Origin of the sequence: Rickettsiales endosymbiont of Trichoplax sp. H2 (genome assembly GCF_009690945.1) — a bacterium.
In the GTDB taxonomy this organism is placed as follows: domain Bacteria; phylum Pseudomonadota; class Alphaproteobacteria; order Rickettsiales; family Midichloriaceae; genus Aquirickettsia; species Aquirickettsia rohweri.
In genome coordinates this window covers 116,856-133,275 of the sequence record NZ_NPHZ01000001.1, presented here as the reverse complement: position 1 = coordinate 133,275, position 16,420 = coordinate 116,856, and the positions used below count along the sequence as shown (strand labels likewise).

Here is a 16,420-nt window from a genome sequence, read left to right as displayed (position 1 = left end):
AAAAGTTATTTAAATAAACATTGTTGAAATAAATGTTTGTAGAATTTTTTGAAGAAATATTCAAGCTAATTTTAAATTTCGTTCAAACCTTTGGTTATATTGGAATTTTTATAATGACATTTATAGAAAGTACATTTATACCCATACCAAGTGAATTTACATTAATACCAGCAGGATACTTAATTGCTAAGGGAGACATGCATCTAGCACCTGTACTTATATCTAGTATAGCAGGAACACTATCAGGATCATTTGTTAACTATTTTATAGCTTATCATTTTGGTAGAAAATTATTTATAAATTATGGCAAGTACTTTTTTTTAAAATCTGGACAACTACTAAAGATTGAACTTTTTTTTAATAAATACGGCGTTATATCAACATTTTTTGGAAGAATGTTGCCAGGAATTAAACATTTTATATCTTTCCCAGCTGGACTTGCAAAGATGAACTTAAAATTATTTACACTTTATACATTTTTAGGAAGCTTGATTTGGCTGTCATTCCTACTTTACCTTGGGCATGTGATTGGAACAAATGAAGAGTTAATATCTACTTATATAAAAAGATTTAACATAACTATAATTATTATTGTTATTTTTATTTTTTTACTACTATATGTTATAAAAAAGTTAAAAAAAAATAATTAAAAATGGTCGACTTATTAGTAATAGATGATGAACAAGATATAGGTGAATTAATAAAAGATATTATTGAAGACGAATTAAATTTACAAACTGAATATACGTTGAACTCCTCATCAGCTATAAAATTATTAGAAAAATTCACCCCTAAAATAGTCATTCTCGATGTTTGGCTTGAAGGCAGCGATATGGATGGATTAGGATTGCTTAAAATTATTAAAGAAAAATATAAAAACACAGCTGTAATTATAATTAGTGGACATGGTAATATTGAAACTGCTATTAAAGCAATAAAATTAGGAGCTTATAGTTTTATAGACAAGCCTTTCAAATCAGAAAAACTAATACTAACAGTGAAGAGAACTTTAGAAAACATTGAACTTCAACAATATAACACACAACTAAAACAACAGAATGATTTAGCTGCTATTATTGGCAAAAGCAAAAAGATAAATGATATAAAAAACACAATCGCAAATAAAATAGGTACAAACACTAGAACCATGATAATTGGTGAAATAGGCACTGGAAAAGAAAAAATCGCTAGATTAGTACATGATTGTCAAAATTCAGGAAATAAGCCTTTTTACAAAATAAATATTGAAAATTATACTGAGCAGGAGTTAGACAAGATATTGTTTGGTTATAAAAATGATACACCTATTTTTGAAAAAGCTAAAAGATCTACATTATATTTAAATCAGGTCACAAAGTTAACATCTAATTTACAGAAGAAATTATTAAATTATTTAAACAAAAGTCAAAATTCAATACAATTTTGTAGAATTATAAGCTCCTCTTCTTTAACCAAAGATAAATTAAAAAAAATATTTAATTATGATTTGCTACAAAGGTTATCATCAATTACAATTGAAATACCACCACTTAGAGAACGCAAACAAGATATCCAATCAATTGTTGAATATTATGTAAATAATTTCAAAAGTAATTATAATATAAACAATATAAATATAGATGATGATTTTTTTTCACAATTTTTAAACTACGATTGGCCAGGAAATATTTTAGAACTAAAAGCATCTATAGAAAATATATTAATTAAATTACTTTTAAAATCACATACTTCATTAAATATTCGAAATTCTTTAAATAAAAGTACTGAAAATTTTGATACAGAATTTTATTGCAACCAATCTTTTAAAATTGCTAAACAATTTTTTGAAAAAAAATACATAGAAATAAATCTACAAAAAAATTATAAAAACGTAACAAAAACAGCAAAAAAGATTGGGATCGAAAGAACAGCTTTACATAAAAAAATCAAAGACCTAGGAATAAATTTCCACAATTAATGGTTGCAATTACAATTTCTGAAATGTAGCATGATTATTAAGTGTGATACATGTGTGTAAAAGCCACCCTATGTTATAGGGCTTAAGCAATCATAGGTATAGTAGCAAAATAAAAACAAATATCAAGGAGGAAAATTATGAGGAGGAAAAAAATTTTATGTACAAGCTCGATAGCTTTAGGACTAATATTAGCTAACTTAAAAAACCCTACTACTACAAATGCATATTGGTATGAACATCCATTTGCAAAACTAAATATAGGTTATGGGCTTCCTGAAAAATTAAAAAATAAAGAAACAACAAAAATAGAATATAAAAAACCATCTAATGCAATGTTATATAGCTTAGGTTTTGGATATAAAGCTAATGATAAACTCTCTACGTATTTAGATTACACCAACTTTAGAAATATGGATAATAAATTTACTCATGAAACAGATACCTATCAAAATAAAGTGCGTGCAGACTTATTTAAGTTAAATTTCCAATATAATTTCAATGATAACAATAACCTTTCACCATATTTAACAGCTGGAGCAGGCATGTCACTTAACAATTTTGGAAAACATACAATAACAAATACCGCTGGTGTTATAACTGATGAAGTACTTCCACATAAAAATAGTCAATTTGCATGGAATGTTGGTGCAGGCATTAATTACAAAATAAATAAAAAAGTAAGCTTAGACACTAATTATAAATATGTAAATCTTGGAAATATAGAAGCAAAGTATCATGTTGATGAAAATTCAATATTAAGAGAGCAGAACTTAAGCGGCAAATTTCAATTACATACTGTAAATGTAGGATTAACTTATCATTTTAATTAATTAGGAGAAAGAAATGCATAGATCAAAAGAAGAACTTAGAGAAACAGCGCCTTACAAGGGAAAGCCACAGTTAAATAGTACTATAATATATAGAAGTGTCCCTTCTGATTTAACAACTGAATTAAATAAAGCTAAATCAGAAAAAAATGAGTTAGAAAACAAACATAAAGAATTAAAAGTAAAACACGAGTATTTAACCAAAGAAAATACCCAACTTAATAATGAAAAAGTTAAATTAGAAAAAGAAGTACAAAGTTTAAAATTAAATGATCGTTGTGAAGAAGAAATTGATAAAGCTATAAAAGAAAATTGTCACGATAGAGAAACTAATACACCAAAAAACATAAAAATATCAACACCAGTTTTCGATAAATTAGCCCCTAAAATTGACAGCATTAAATCTGAACATAAAGTTGAAGATGATAATATTATTCATAAAGATTCAAACACAACTTGTTATGGTAAAGTAGACAATAAATTAGAAAAAAAAGTAAATGATAAATGCCATAAAATTCACCATCTTCATAAATTAATGGATTCACTTGGCGTGGATAAAGATGAAAAAGGCCAAGTAGATGAAGGTCATAAAGAATTTTCAGATTTTATAGATAGCAGTAATTTAGATATAAAGCATAGATTAAGTTTTAATAAATTATATGATGATTATGATTATACTTGTAAAAAAGGAAATAAAGTACCGATTGAAAAAGCTACTGCAATAAAATACAAATATGCCAATAATTCTGCAAATGATAAAGAATGCTTTAAAATAAGCGACAAAAAAATTACTACTTATGGTGACAATTCTTTTTCAGATGAATGTGCGCCCATAATTGCTGCCTATAAAGCATTACAGGATAGAAACATCCCTCATTACAGTGGCTGTGATCTTAAAGACTATGATGATGAAAATATTCACGAACTATTAAAGCCTAATGATGCGGAAGACAATATAGACAGTAATATCTAAGCAAAATGCAAGCACTGAATATTATGGATCACCAAAGTCGGGATTGGCGTCCCTCCCTCGTGATGATTGTTGCAAATGTTGTCATTGCGAGGATGCCATAAGCATCCGTGGCAACCCAGTAAAGTCTCAACAAAATGCAAATGTGACAACAATTCTGGATCACCACGCCCCTGGGGAGCTCGTGATGACTGTTGTAAACGTTGTCATTGCGAGGATGCTATAAGCATCCGTGGCAATCAATAAATAAAACACCTTTGTATTTATGTTAAATTAATATTCTTCTCCTTAAAATAAACATCTTTATCAAATATTTTTAACAAAATTTCTAACTCTTCCACTACTATCTCATTTGAATTAACAATAGAGCTTGCATATTCATCTGCAATTGGCACTAAAGATGAATGTGATAGTGAATCAAAAAATCTAAATCCAGTTTCACCACTCTGTCTGAACCCTAAATAATCACCACTACCTCTAAATTCTAAATCTTTTTCTGCTATCTTAAATCCATCAGCAATACTACATAAAATACTTAACCTTTTTTTTGACTCTAAACTTAATTTATTTCCATATAATAATATACAATAAGACTTTAAAACTCCTCTTCCTACCCTACCTCTTAACTGATGAAGTTGTGATAAACCAAATCTCTCAGCATTTTCAATAACCATAACTGTTGCTTCAGGAACATCAACTCCAACTTCAATTACTGTTGTTGAAACTAACACTAAAATTTCCCCACTTTTAAATTTTTGCATCACTTCATCACGCTCTTCTATTTTCATTTTTCCATGAATCATAGCAACCTTATCACATAATTTTTCATCAAGTAATTTAAAACTTTTTTCAACATAAGATAATTGTAATTTTTCAGATTCCTCGATAAGTGGACATACCCAATATACCCTCTCATCTTTTTCAATTACTAATTTCAGCCTCTCTACTAGCTCTATTATTTTTGATTTTGATAACATACTAGTCGCAATTTCCATATTTGATCTTGGCTTTTGCTTTATAATGCTTACATCCATATCACCATAATTTAACATATTAATTGTCCTTGGGATTGGAGTAGCAGAAAGCATCAACAAATCCACATTATCACCTTTTTGTAATAAGTTTAACCTTTGCTTTACACCAAATCTATGTTGCTCATCAATAATTACTAAGCCTAAATCTTTGAATAATACTTTTTCTTGAAATAAAGCATGAGTACCAACTACTAGATCAACTTCTCCTAAACTTAAATTTTCTAATACTTTTTTCTTCTCAGAACTTTTTAAACTTCCAACTAATAAATCAACTTTTACACCCAAGCTTTGAGTATAACATATAATATTTTTCCAGTGCTGTTGAGCTAATATTTCTGTTGGAACCATTAATGCAACTTGTTTCTTAGCCTCAATAGCATTTAATGCAGCGCATATCGCTACAACAGTTTTACCACATCCAACATCACCCATAAGTAATCTCAACATCTTCTTATTATCTAATTGATCCTGAGAAATCGCATCTATAGCTATTTTCTGCTCTTTAGTTAGACTAAATTTCAGCTCAGCTAAAAAATTTGAGGCTAAGTTACCAATAAATTTAATTGATTTACTTGATTTGTTTTGTAAATTTTTTCTCAATACCTTAAGACATAACTGATTTGCTAGTAATTCGTCAAATGCAATTCTTGATCTCGCTACCTTAATATTTTCTAAATTTATTTTTAATGGAAAATGTAATTCTCTAATAGATTCAGAAAATGTTTTCCACTTATATTTTTTTAGTAAATCTTGAGGCAACCAATCTTTACAATATGGTAATGTCTGTGTAATTTTTTTTACCAAATATGAAATCAATTTCGAAGTTATGCCTTGCACCTTTGGATATACTGCCTCCATATTAGGAACTTTAAATTTCTCGTCTGATCGAACAACTATATCTGGATGAATTATACAATAAACTCCATTTTGAATAACAATCTTACCACTAATAATAAGATGGGCCCCTGCAATAAAATATTGCCTTATATATAAAGGTATTTTATTGAAATATATCAACTCAATAGAGCCTGTTTGATTTTTACACAATATTTTGCTTGGAATTTTTGAATAATATTTATCTCTAATATCAACTTCTATAACTTCTAAAGATAAAGTAACTAAATCACCATTATTAATATCATAAATTTTTGGTGAATAACTCCTATCTATGTAATCATTTGGAATATGTAGCAATAAATCTCTATAATTTTTAATTCCTAATTTTATAAAAAGTTTTGCTCTTTTATCTCCAACATTTAAAATGCTAGAAATATCTTTTTTGAGAAAACTTATAAAATCATTATGCACTTTACTCACTCAATATTAAATCCTGTTGCAGCTTGTTTATTGTATCTCTTAATTTAGCAGCTTTTTCAAATTCTAAATTTTTTGCAGCTTCAAGCATTTCTTTTTTTAACTTAGATATCTCATTCTCTGCAGTTTCAAAATTTATTGTTTTATCATTATTAGTTAATGGTTGATCTAAATCCATTTTTACTGAGCCAAGTAAATTATTGGTACTTTTCTTAATAGTAGTTGGCACAATATTGTTGTTTTTATTATATTGCTCTTGAATTTTTCTCCTTCTAGAAGTTTCATCTAAAGCCTTTTTTATAGAATTAGTAATTTTATCAGCATATAAAATTACTCGTCCTTCATCATTCCTTGCAGCACGTCCAATAGTTTGAATTAAAGAAGTTTCTGAACGTAAAAAACCTTCTTTATCTGCATCTAGTATACATACTAAAGAACATTCTGGAATATCAAGCCCTTCTCTTAGCAAATTTACTCCAACCAAAACGTCATATTTTCCTTCTCTCAATTCTTGAATAATCTGAACTCTTTCTAGGGTTTTTATATCTGAATGCATATAGACAGCTTTCACATTAACTTCATTGAGATAATCTGTTAAATCTTCTGCCATTCTTTTCGTTAATGTAGTAACCAACACTCTTTTATCATTTTTAGCTAAAATTTTGCATTCCCCAATTAAATCATCAACTTGTGTCTCGCAACTCCTTACTTCGCATATTGGATCTAAAAGACCAGTTGGCCTTATAATCTGTTCTACAAATTTTCCAGATGTATATCCTAATTCTTTAGATCCAGGAGTAGCTGAAACAAAAATTGATTGCGGCCGCATCAGGTCCCATTCTTCATACTTAAGTGGCCTATTATCCAGTGCAGATGGCAATCTAAATCCATGCTCAACAAGCGTTTTCTTTCTTCCTCTATCTCCATTATACATACCTCCAATTTGTGGAACTGTTACGTGACTTTCATCTACAAATAAAAGTGCATCTTTAGGTAAATATTCAAATAATGTAGGTGGTGGCTCACCTTTTTTGCGACCAGATAAATATCTTGAATAATTCTCAATACCTTTGCAAGAACTTGTTTCCATTATCATTTCTATATCAAAATTTGTTCTTTGAGCAATTCGCTGTGATTCAACAACCATATTACTTAACTTAAATTCTTCTACACGTTCAGAAAGCTCATCTTGAATCAAATTTACTGCTTGTTCAAGAGTTGGCCTAGGTGTAACATAATGACTATTTGCAAATATAATAATATCATTTAAATTTTTAGTTTTTTCTCCTGTTAAATAATCAAATTCGTAAATTTTTTCAACTTCATCATCCCAAAATGAAATTCTCCAAGCTCTATCTTGATAATGTGATGGAAAAATATCTATATTTTCACCTCTAACTCTAAATCCACCTCTGGAAAAATCCAAATCCATTCTTTGATATTGCAATTCAACTAGTTTTTGCATTACATCCCTTCTAGAATAGGTCTTACCTTTTTCTAATTTAAACGACATTTGCAAATATAGTTCTGGAGCTCCTAACCCATAAATACAAGAAACAGATGCGACTACAATTACATCTCTTCTTTCAAGCAAAGCTCTGGTCGCAGAGTGCCTAAGCAAATCAATTTGCTCATTAATTTGAGCATCTTTCTCAATATAACTATCTGATTGCGGAATATATGCCTCAGGTTGATAGTAATCATAATATGACACAAAATATTCAACAGCATTATTTGGGAAAAAATTTTTCATCTCATTATATAATTGAGCAGCCAAAGTTTTATTATGCGCTATAATAAGCGCAGGTCTTTGACATTTTTCAATAATATTAGCCATAGTAAAAGTTTTCCCAGAACCCGTCACACCTAACAACACTTGATTTCTTTTACCTTGATGAATGCCTGTTAAAAGCTCTTTAACAGCTTTAATTTGGTCACCTTCTAAATTATATTCACTACTTATATTAAATTTTGTCATTATAAATAAATTTTGGTATAATTATTGCTGTAATTTTAAAAAACACTAAAAGTTATAATTATGTCTAGTATGGTAAATGCTATCAATAATGTTGTTAATCCACAAGAGAATAGTTATGAAGCCAAAGCACTTGAACAAGCTCAAAAGCCAGTTAAAAAAGTAGAAGACGAATTAATACTGTCTAGCAAAACAATTTCTGGATTAGGACAATGGAAAACTCTTCTTGAAAATTTGAAAGATACTGTAAGTGAATTTAGTACTGCTAGATTTGGTTCTAATAACATATTTGATAGAAAAAAGGTAGTAGGAGATTATGACAAGTATGCCACTATTAGAGTAACACCTGGAACAAAAAATCAACAGATTTCTTTTGAAATAATTTCCCTTGCAGAAGGTCAAATAATTCAAACTAACGATGCGTTTAAACCTGATGACAAGATAGCTGAGAAATTAAATCCAAATGCGGATGACAAAAAAGAAATTACATTTACAATTTTAGACAACGGATTAAAAAGCGAAAGTGTAGAAGCAGATTTTAAAGTCGCAGAAGGGAGAATGTTTTCCCCAGGAAAATTTACTATTGGTAACAGCGATGAAATAGAAATTAAAGCTGGAGATACACTTCAAGATATTGTTAAAAAAATCAATAACATCACAAGAGAATATGGTGAGGAACAAAATCCCCATATAATTACAACAATGGGAAAAGATAGTGATGGTAAAAAGTACATTTGGATACGCTCTGATGAAAAGCATCATGGAATTCAAAATAAATTTGAAATTTCTGGAGATGCTATTAAAGGCATTTTTGAACAAAAAAACAATGAAATTAAAGTTGATTTTGACGAAAATACTCAAGTTAGAAACTTTGTATCACAGCTTAGACAAAGTGCAAAAAAAGCAAATATTGAAGTCTCTTATAACCCTCAATCAAATTCATCCGGTCAAACAAAAGAAACAATATCATTAAAATCAATCCTAACTGGAAAAGGAAATGAAATTCAAATGAGTTCTAACTTTAAAAGCCTTTTTAATACAGATTCACCTTTGCAGAAGCCAAAAGATGCTGAAATAAAAGTAGACAAAGAAATAATCAATTCAAAAACAAATGAAATTAAAACAGAACGCCTAACTATTGAATTAAAAAATGACCCAACTAGAAAAGAATTAGCTAATGCTAAAGAAGAATTAGCTCAAGCTGAAGAAGAATTAGCTAATGCTAAAGAAGAATCAGCTAAAGCTGAAGAACCAACTAAAACTAAAATAGCTGAAGCTGAAACTAAAATAGCTCAAGCTAAAACTAAAATAGCTCAAGCTGATTCAAAAATAACTAAAGCCGAAGCTGCAAATCAAATCTTTCATCTTTCTATTGAGAATAATACTGAGGGTTTAGTTGAAAAATTTGAAAAACTTGCTAAAGTATATAATGAATTTTCTACATTTGTATTAACCCACTCATTAGAAGTAGCAGATCCTGAGACATTTGCTAAACCTGCAGACATATATTCACTATATAATTTTAAAGGAGAATTAAACTCTATTAACGAACAAATATCTAAGTTATTTAACAAATTTGATAAACTTGCAGGATATAGAAGTCAAGAAGCAATATCTGATTTAGGAATTGAAATTAAATTTAGAGAAGACTACACTCACTCTCCCACTGAAACAAAAAATGGAGAAGAACAAATTTACAAACCTGCTGATTACTATGAAATGGTTATTGATAAAGAGAAATTGAAAAATGCTTTTGAAGAAAATTTTGAAGAGTTTGTAGGCATTTTATCACAAACATTTGATTCTAAAAATATGGATTTTAAACCATATAACAATTATAAAAATTATGATTTTGAAACAAATGAAGTCAAAAATTTAGAATATGAAATTGTTTATTCAGAAATCAAATATTTTAATAATCTTAGTAAAAACTCTCCTTCTGCAAATACTAAAATAAATGAAGATTTAAGCGAAAAAAGCTTTTTTTTAATTAAAGATTCTAAAATTTTTATTGATAAAGATACAACTTATTCATCTCTAGTAGATAAAATAAATAAATATTCTAGAGAAACAGGTATAAAAGCTTATCTTCTTTCAGATAACAAAATATCATCCACTAAAAATCCTAGTGGCTCAGAATTCAAAATTGCCTTAAGTTTGTTTGATGATAAAGAAATAAAAGATGAAAATGCACTTGAATATCAAAATGATTTAAGAAATAGTTTAGAACTATTCGACCCTAATAATGCACTTAAAGGACTATTTTCTAGTACAGCTAGTTCATTAGATATTGAGACAAAAAAAGATTTAGTTGATGGTAAAATTCCACAAATTACTATATATGACACATCAGATATAACAGCAATTCAAGCAAATTTAAATGATGATTCAATAGAAGAATTACCATCTTATCTAAAACTTTTAGATAAGAGTAAATTAGAATCAGGAGGCATAATAAGAATTCTTCCTAAAACTTTTAATGGTAATAAAAAAATAGATCTTGAAAATTTCGAAGTGGCTTATCTTTCAAGTAATTCAGGAAAAAGTATAATATCAGCTAAGCAAGGCATAGTGGATACCATTTCTAATTTAATTAATGAATATACAAAATTTGGTGGAGCAATTGACCGCTATACAAAACTTGAAGAACAAGATAAGTTTTATAAAGAACATACACTAACCTATGAAAAACAAGCTTATCAATATAAAAAAGCACAAATTGAAAGAGATTCTCATAAAATAAAAGCACAAGAAATAAAAACTAGAACTCACCAAGAGCTTCTTAAACAACTCAATAAACGTAACGATGAATTATGAGCAATTTACTATATTTATTAAATGAAAAAGATAACAAACAATTAAAAAAATCTTATATTTCATCAATTTCTAATATAACTAATGATAAACCTGTTAAAGAATATCAAAATGATATAGATATAAAAACATCCTATAAGATATATGTTCAATCAATTGAAAAAACAGTTGAACTACTTAAAGATATTATTAACATTCTTGAAGACCAAAATTATGCAGAAAATTCAGAAATACTATCTGACTCTATTCATAAAAAAATTAGCATTATTGATTCTATTATTGCTGAATTTATAAAGCTTTTTAGTGTAATAAAAGATCATGATTTAAAAGAAATCTATAACCATCTCTACATGAAGTTCAATGGAATCGAAATCCAATTAAAACTTTGCTTTATAAAACAAGAGGCAAAATATGCAAAAAATTGCTTAAAATTATGCGAATATTTACTTAAAATATTTAAAACACTAGAACAACAAGCAATTAATCTCGTTAAATGATATAATAAGGTTAATAAATCTTAGAATTATATTAAGCACATTGATAATGAAATATATTATTGGTATTGGCACTAACCTAGGAAATAAAATTGAAAATATTAACCAAGCTTTAAATTATATAAAAGATAAAGTAGACATAATAAGAATTTCTAGCATATATAAATCTAAAGCTTTACTTAAACCTAATAGCCCTAAAAACTGGGACACGCCGTATTTTAACCTTGCAATTTTGATAATATATAACAATACTCCCTTAACTTTACTAAAATTACTTCAATCAATCGAATCAAATATGGGAAAAAGTAGAAGTCATTTAACATGGTCTCCAAGAATTATTGATTTAGATATATTGATAGCAGAAAACTTTACTTACCAAGATTCAAAATTACATATTCCCCATCCAGAATTTTTAAATAGAGACTTTGCTTTGATACCCGCAACAGAAATTGCCCCTGATATAACCTATAAAAAAACATCTCAAACCCTAACCAGTATTAGCAATAAATTTAAAAATTCAAAATTAGAACTAGTAAAAAGTAGATAAATTTACTTCAATGCTTGACTTAAAGTTTAAATTATATAGAATCCATAGCATTAAACTACAAACTATTTGATAAGAGGTTTTTTGTGGCACGTATAGCAGGTGTTAATATTCCAACAGCTAAAAAGGTCGGCATAGCTTTGACGTACATATATGGCATAGGTAAACATAGGTCAAATGAAATATGTAAAAAAGCTAAAATTAATGAAGATTTAAGAGTTTCAAAGCTGACTGATGAAGAAATTAGAAAAATCAGAGAAACGATCGATTCTTCATATTCTGTAGAAGGCGATTTAAAAATGGAGGTTTCTCTCAATATAAAAAACCTTATTGATATAAAATCTTATAGAGGTATAAGGCATATTAGAAAATTACCTACTAGAGGTCAAAGAACTCATACAAATGCACGAACTCGAAAAGGTAAAGCTGTTGCGATAGCTGGAAAGAAAAAAGTCACTAAGTAAACAATAAAAAGCAAATAGCTAGTAATAAAACAAAAGTTATGAAAAAAAGTATTAATAAAAAAAAGAAAAATATTGCTGCTGGAGTAGCTCATATATCAGCAACGTTTAATAATACGATAGTAACTATAACTGATACTCAAGGTGCAGTTGTTGCTTGGTCTTCAGCAGGCAGCAATGGATTTAAAGGATCTAGAAAATCAACTCCATATGCCGCTCAAGTTACTGCCGAAAATGTTGCAAAAAAAGTAATTGAGTTCGGAATGAAAACTATTTCTGTAAAAATTCAAGGTCCAGGTACTGGTAGAGATTCTGCTGTAAGAGGATTAATCTCTTCTGGCCTTAATGTCACAACCATTAAAGACATTACACCAATTCCTCATAATGGCTGTAGGCCACCTAAAAGAAGAAGGGTTTAATAAAAAATTAATTAGGTATTATATAAATGCAAGAAGAAATACAAGAAGCTAATATATCACTAAATTGGGTAAGTTTAATAAAACCAGCTAATTATAAAACTGAAGAAATAGATAAAAATTCTGCTGTATTCCATATTGAACCTCTTGAAAAAGGATTTGGAGTAACTTTAGGAAACTCTTTAAGAAGAATATTACTATCTTCTCTACAGGGAACGGCAATTTGTGCTGTAAAAATTTTAGGAGTAGAACATGAATATTCAACTATTGATAACGTAAAAGAAGACGTTGTTGAAATTATATTAAATTTAAAATCTATAATTATTAAGGGTAATACTGGCTTTAATAATAAAAAATTTACCTTAAATACATCTAAAAAAGGAGCTATAACAGCAGGTATGATTAATACAGTTGACGGTTTAGAGATAGTAAATCCAGACTTAGTTATTTGTACCACTACCAAAGATATAAAATTAGAAATGGAATTTATTATAACTTCCGGAAAAGGATATAAAGTTGCTAATGAGCACGATGAATTAGATTATGGCAATGACTTTATATCTATAGATTCGATATTCTCACCAATTAATAAATGTTCATTCAAAATTTCAAATAGTAGAGTGGGATCTAAAACAGAATATGATAAACTATCTTTAAAAATAGAAACTAATGGTTCAATTGAACCTGATTTAGCTCTTGCGCTTGCTGCAAAAATATTTCAAGAACAACTGCAAGTATTTATAAGCTTCAAAGAAGTTAAGGAAATTGAAAAACCAAAAAAGAAAAAAATACCTTTTGATCCTAATTTACTTAAAAAAGTAAGTGATTTAGAGTTATCAGTTCGTTCACATAATTGTTTAAAGAATGATAATATAAATTATATAGGAGATTTAGTTGTAAGATCTGAATCACAAATGCTAAAAACACCTAATTTTGGTAGAAAATCTTTAAATGAAATTAAAGAATTACTTGATCAAATGGGATTAAAATTTGGTATGGATATTGAAAATTGGCCACCTGAAAACATTCAGGAGCTTATTGAAGATTGTCTTGATGAAAATAAATAATATTTTTTGATATGATACATAAAAGAAACAAAAGAAAATTCTCTAGAAGAAGTGCTCATAGAACAAGTTTATTGAGAAACTTATCAAAATCTTTAATAAATTGTGAACAAATAACAACCACTTTACCTAAAGCAAAAAGTCTTAGAAGCGTTGTAGAGAAATTAATTACAATTGGTAAAAATAATTCTCTACATTCTAGAAGGCAATTAATATCAAAGTTAGGTGGAAGTTTAAAAGAAACTGATAAAATCCTTAATGTCTTATCACTTAGATATAAAGAAAGAAAAGGTGGTTATACTAGAGTTGTAAAAGCTGGCTATAGAAAAGGAGATTGCGCTCCTATGGCTATCATACAATTTGTATAGTACTTAAATTCCTAATCATTATTTTATTTGATAATTTTAGGGGTGAAAATCTTGTAAAATTTTTAATATAGAACTAAAAATATGCTACCATCTTATAATGGTATACTTAAACCATTAGCTTTTATATTTTTACATAAATATATGTAAGAATAATATAGAGTTAATTTACTTTATATATACTAAAAGTGTTATGCTAGCTTAAAAGCCTTATTATATAGTATCTACTAAAATAATCTATATACTTGCATTTATGATATGGTAAATTATTTATCCATATATTATTTTAGCTTTTTCTTTAAAAATTAAATATTATATAATATCTAATAATAATTTTATATATTGTTAATTTTTATTAATTTAAATACACTTGTTATTAGTAAAATTTATATCTACTAAATAATGAAAATCTTTATTACTGGTGCATGTGGGTTTATAGGCTCTCATATAACATCATCACTAATTAATGATGGACATAATATTATATGTGCTGTTCGAGATATTATGAAAGCAAAATTAATGTTTCCTTCATCTACAATATATTACTGTAATTTTAATACAGATAGTGATAAGTCAATTTGGATTAATAGACTTAAAGGAGTAGATTTAGTAATAAATGTTGTAGGAATTTTACAAACAAATAAAAAGGATAATGCCAAAATAATTCATGAATTATCTACAATATCTCTTTTTGATGCTTGTATTGAACAAAAAATAAAAAAAATAATACATATTTCTGCTTTAGGAATTGATAAAACCAATACAGAATATTCCAAAACTAAACTAGCTGCAGATAAATATTTACAAAAACTAAATATTGATTGGATAATATTACGACCCTCTTTAATTTATGCATCAAATAGTTTTGGCGGTACATCTTTACTTAGAGTATTATTTGTATTGCCAATCATTCCACTGATTGGTAATGGCTTTCAAAAATTCCAACCTATCCATATAACTGATTTAGTAAAAACAATTTCTTTTTTTATAAATAAAAAAAACTCAACAAAACAAGTTTTAGATATTATTGGCCCAGAAACTTTAATTTTAAGAGATATATTAATAAAATTACGTAGCTGGCTTAATTTAAAACCAACAAAAACAATATCTATACCAAAAATTATAATAAAGTTCTTTTGTAAATTAGGAGATTTATTTAATGCTTCCACTATAAATAGCACTGCATTCAAAATGTTAAGCACTGATAACATATCTAAATCAAATAAATTTTTTAGATATACAAAAATAAAACCTAAAAAATTTGATTTTGCTCTTGAAATTTACCCATCATCTATTCAATCAGTATGGCATGCTAAACTTTACTTATTTAAATCAATAGCAAAGTACATATTAGCTTTTTTTTGGCTATATTCTGGCATTTTACCATTTTTTCAGCATGAACAAACTATTATAATAATTAAACAAATTTTGAGGAGCAACTATTTATCTTCTATTGTTTTTTATAGCTCATGTTTCGTAGATATAATAATTGGTATTACACTTTTATTTAGATATAAAACACATATAATATATATAGGCCAAATTATTATTATAAGTATATACACTTGTATTTTAACAATTTTTTTACCAAAGCTTTGGCTTGAACCATTAGGTCCTATAATAAAAAATATTCCTATTATTTTATTATTATCAATTCTATTATCAGTGGAACGTGATAAATGATCGATTTATATCCTATTTTGAAATTAATTCATATAGTAAACGCAACTATATTATTTGGTACTGGAATTGGGATTGCATTATTTTCATTATGGTCACATTTATCAAATGATATTAAAATCATAGCGCATACCTTTAAAAAAACTGTAATTGCTGATTTAATTTTCACAACTCCAGCAGTAATTATTCAACCAATATCAGGACTCCTACTTATATATTATCAAAACTATGATCTATTTGAAACCTGGTTAAGTATAACTTATATATTATATATGATTGCTGGACTATGTTGGTTACCTGTAGTTTGGCTACAAATAAAAATAAGAAATATTGCTAATCAGGCATTAAACATGAAATTAAAAAAACTACCTGATCAATATTATAAATATTTTTATATTTGGTTCATGCTAGGATGGCCTGCATTTTTAGGACTTATTATAATATTTATGCTTATGATATACAAACCCATTTTCTAAACTCTATTTACTATATACGCAATTATAGA

The 16,420-nt window shown here is 27.5% G+C and carries 15 protein-coding genes; 13 read left to right on the top strand and 2 right to left on the bottom strand.

Annotated elements, in window-relative coordinates:
* Positions 1–32: 32 nt before the first annotated feature.
* The 4 genes from h2es_RS00690 (at position 33) to h2es_RS00675 (ending at position 3,757) form a co-directional block, all read left to right on the top strand.
* Positions 33–650: a DedA family protein gene (locus h2es_RS00690; protein WP_126044876.1), complete on the top strand. Its 618-nt coding sequence runs from the start codon at positions 33–35 to the stop codon at positions 648–650.
* A 2-nt stretch (positions 651–652) separates the two neighbouring features.
* The gene (locus h2es_RS00685; RefSeq protein ID WP_154510486.1) at positions 653–1,957 is read left to right on the top strand and encodes a sigma-54-dependent transcriptional regulator; all 1,305 of its coding nucleotides are present in this window, start codon (positions 653–655) and stop codon (positions 1,955–1,957) included.
* A gap of 137 nt (positions 1,958–2,094) precedes the next feature.
* Positions 2,095–2,787 (top strand): outer membrane protein, encoded by a 693-nt coding sequence (locus h2es_RS00680; protein WP_154510484.1) that lies wholly within the window; start codon positions 2,095–2,097, stop codon positions 2,785–2,787.
* 13 nt (positions 2,788–2,800) lie between these two features.
* Positions 2,801–3,757 (top strand): hypothetical protein, encoded by a 957-nt coding sequence (locus h2es_RS00675; protein WP_154510482.1) that lies wholly within the window; start codon positions 2,801–2,803, stop codon positions 3,755–3,757.
* A gap of 260 nt (positions 3,758–4,017) precedes the next feature.
* Here the strand turns inward: h2es_RS00675 and recG are convergent, their stop codons facing one another.
* Positions 4,018–6,096 carry an ATP-dependent DNA helicase RecG gene (gene recG / locus h2es_RS00670; RefSeq protein WP_154510481.1) on the bottom strand — a complete coding sequence of 693 codons (2,079 nt, stop codon included), beginning with the start codon at positions 6,094–6,096 and terminating at the stop codon, positions 4,018–4,020.
* 1 nt (position 6,097) lies between these two features.
* Positions 6,098–8,080: an excinuclease ABC subunit UvrB gene (gene uvrB / locus h2es_RS00665; RefSeq protein ID WP_154510480.1), complete on the bottom strand. Its 1,983-nt coding sequence runs from the start codon at positions 8,078–8,080 to the stop codon at positions 6,098–6,100.
* Positions 8,081–8,140: 60 nt separating this feature from the next.
* On the opposite strand from uvrB, the gene h2es_RS00660 reads away from it, so the two are divergent.
* From h2es_RS00660 to h2es_RS00620, 9 genes are all read left to right on the top strand, one after another.
* A complete protein-coding gene (locus h2es_RS00660; protein ID WP_154510479.1) occupies positions 8,141–10,894 on the top strand; it encodes a hypothetical protein in 2,754 nt (917 codons plus the stop codon).
* The gene (locus h2es_RS00655) at positions 10,891–11,388 is read left to right on the top strand and encodes a hypothetical protein (protein WP_154510478.1); all 498 of its coding nucleotides are present in this window, start codon (positions 10,891–10,893) and stop codon (positions 11,386–11,388) included. Before h2es_RS00660 ends, h2es_RS00655 begins: the two co-directional genes overlap by 4 nt.
* A 46-nt stretch (positions 11,389–11,434) precedes the next feature.
* Positions 11,435–11,932, top strand: coding sequence for a 2-amino-4-hydroxy-6-hydroxymethyldihydropteridine diphosphokinase (gene folK / locus h2es_RS00650; RefSeq protein WP_154510477.1), 498 nt, complete (start codon positions 11,435–11,437; stop codon positions 11,930–11,932).
* An 83-nt stretch (positions 11,933–12,015) separates the two neighbouring features.
* On the top strand, positions 12,016–12,393 hold the full coding sequence (gene rpsM / locus h2es_RS00645) for a 30S ribosomal protein S13 (protein WP_126044888.1): 378 nt from the start codon (positions 12,016–12,018) through the stop codon (positions 12,391–12,393).
* A 38-nt stretch (positions 12,394–12,431) separates the two neighbouring features.
* Positions 12,432–12,809 (top strand): 30S ribosomal protein S11, encoded by a 378-nt coding sequence (gene rpsK / locus h2es_RS00640; protein WP_154510476.1) that lies wholly within the window; start codon positions 12,432–12,434, stop codon positions 12,807–12,809.
* 26 nt (positions 12,810–12,835) lie between these two features.
* Positions 12,836–13,873, top strand: coding sequence for a DNA-directed RNA polymerase subunit alpha (locus tag h2es_RS00635; protein ID WP_154510475.1), 1,038 nt, complete (start codon positions 12,836–12,838; stop codon positions 13,871–13,873).
* 11 nt (positions 13,874–13,884) lie between these two features.
* Positions 13,885–14,238, top strand: coding sequence for a 50S ribosomal protein L17 (rplQ, locus tag h2es_RS00630; RefSeq protein WP_126044891.1), 354 nt, complete (start codon positions 13,885–13,887; stop codon positions 14,236–14,238).
* Positions 14,239–14,637: 399 nt separating this feature from the next.
* The gene (locus h2es_RS00625; protein ID WP_154510473.1) at positions 14,638–15,918 is read left to right on the top strand and encodes an SDR family oxidoreductase; all 1,281 of its coding nucleotides are present in this window, start codon (positions 14,638–14,640) and stop codon (positions 15,916–15,918) included.
* Positions 15,915–16,391 (top strand): DUF2269 family protein, encoded by a 477-nt coding sequence (locus tag h2es_RS00620; RefSeq protein ID WP_154510471.1) that lies wholly within the window; start codon positions 15,915–15,917, stop codon positions 16,389–16,391. Before h2es_RS00625 ends, h2es_RS00620 begins: the two co-directional genes overlap by 4 nt.
* The last annotated feature ends 29 nt before the right edge of the window (positions 16,392–16,420 follow it).

Excerpts from the sequence above, each read along its gene's own strand:
- h2es_RS00690 (WP_126044876.1), top strand. The coding sequence starts at position 33 with ATGTTTGTAGAATTTTTTGAAGAAATATTCAAGCTAATTTTAAATTTC.
- h2es_RS00685 (WP_154510486.1), top strand. The coding sequence starts at position 653 with ATGGTCGACTTATTAGTAATAGATGATGAACAAGATATAGGTGAATTA.
- h2es_RS00680 (WP_154510484.1), top strand. The coding sequence starts at position 2,095 with ATGAGGAGGAAAAAAATTTTATGTACAAGCTCGATAGCTTTAGGACTA.
- h2es_RS00675 (WP_154510482.1), top strand. The coding sequence starts at position 2,801 with ATGCATAGATCAAAAGAAGAACTTAGAGAAACAGCGCCTTACAAGGGA.
- uvrB (WP_154510480.1), bottom strand. The coding sequence starts at position 8,080 with ATGACAAAATTTAATATAAGTAGTGAATATAATTTAGAAGGTGACCAA.
- h2es_RS00660 (WP_154510479.1), top strand. The coding sequence starts at position 8,141 with ATGTCTAGTATGGTAAATGCTATCAATAATGTTGTTAATCCACAAGAG.
- h2es_RS00655 (WP_154510478.1), top strand. The coding sequence starts at position 10,891 with ATGAGCAATTTACTATATTTATTAAATGAAAAAGATAACAAACAATTA.
- folK (WP_154510477.1), top strand. The coding sequence starts at position 11,435 with ATGAAATATATTATTGGTATTGGCACTAACCTAGGAAATAAAATTGAA.
- rpsK (WP_154510476.1), top strand. The coding sequence starts at position 12,432 with ATGAAAAAAAGTATTAATAAAAAAAAGAAAAATATTGCTGCTGGAGTA.
- h2es_RS00635 (WP_154510475.1), top strand. The coding sequence starts at position 12,836 with ATGCAAGAAGAAATACAAGAAGCTAATATATCACTAAATTGGGTAAGT.
- rplQ (WP_126044891.1), top strand. The coding sequence starts at position 13,885 with ATGATACATAAAAGAAACAAAAGAAAATTCTCTAGAAGAAGTGCTCAT.
- h2es_RS00625 (WP_154510473.1), top strand. The coding sequence starts at position 14,638 with ATGAAAATCTTTATTACTGGTGCATGTGGGTTTATAGGCTCTCATATA.
- h2es_RS00620 (WP_154510471.1), top strand. The coding sequence starts at position 15,915 with ATGATCGATTTATATCCTATTTTGAAATTAATTCATATAGTAAACGCA.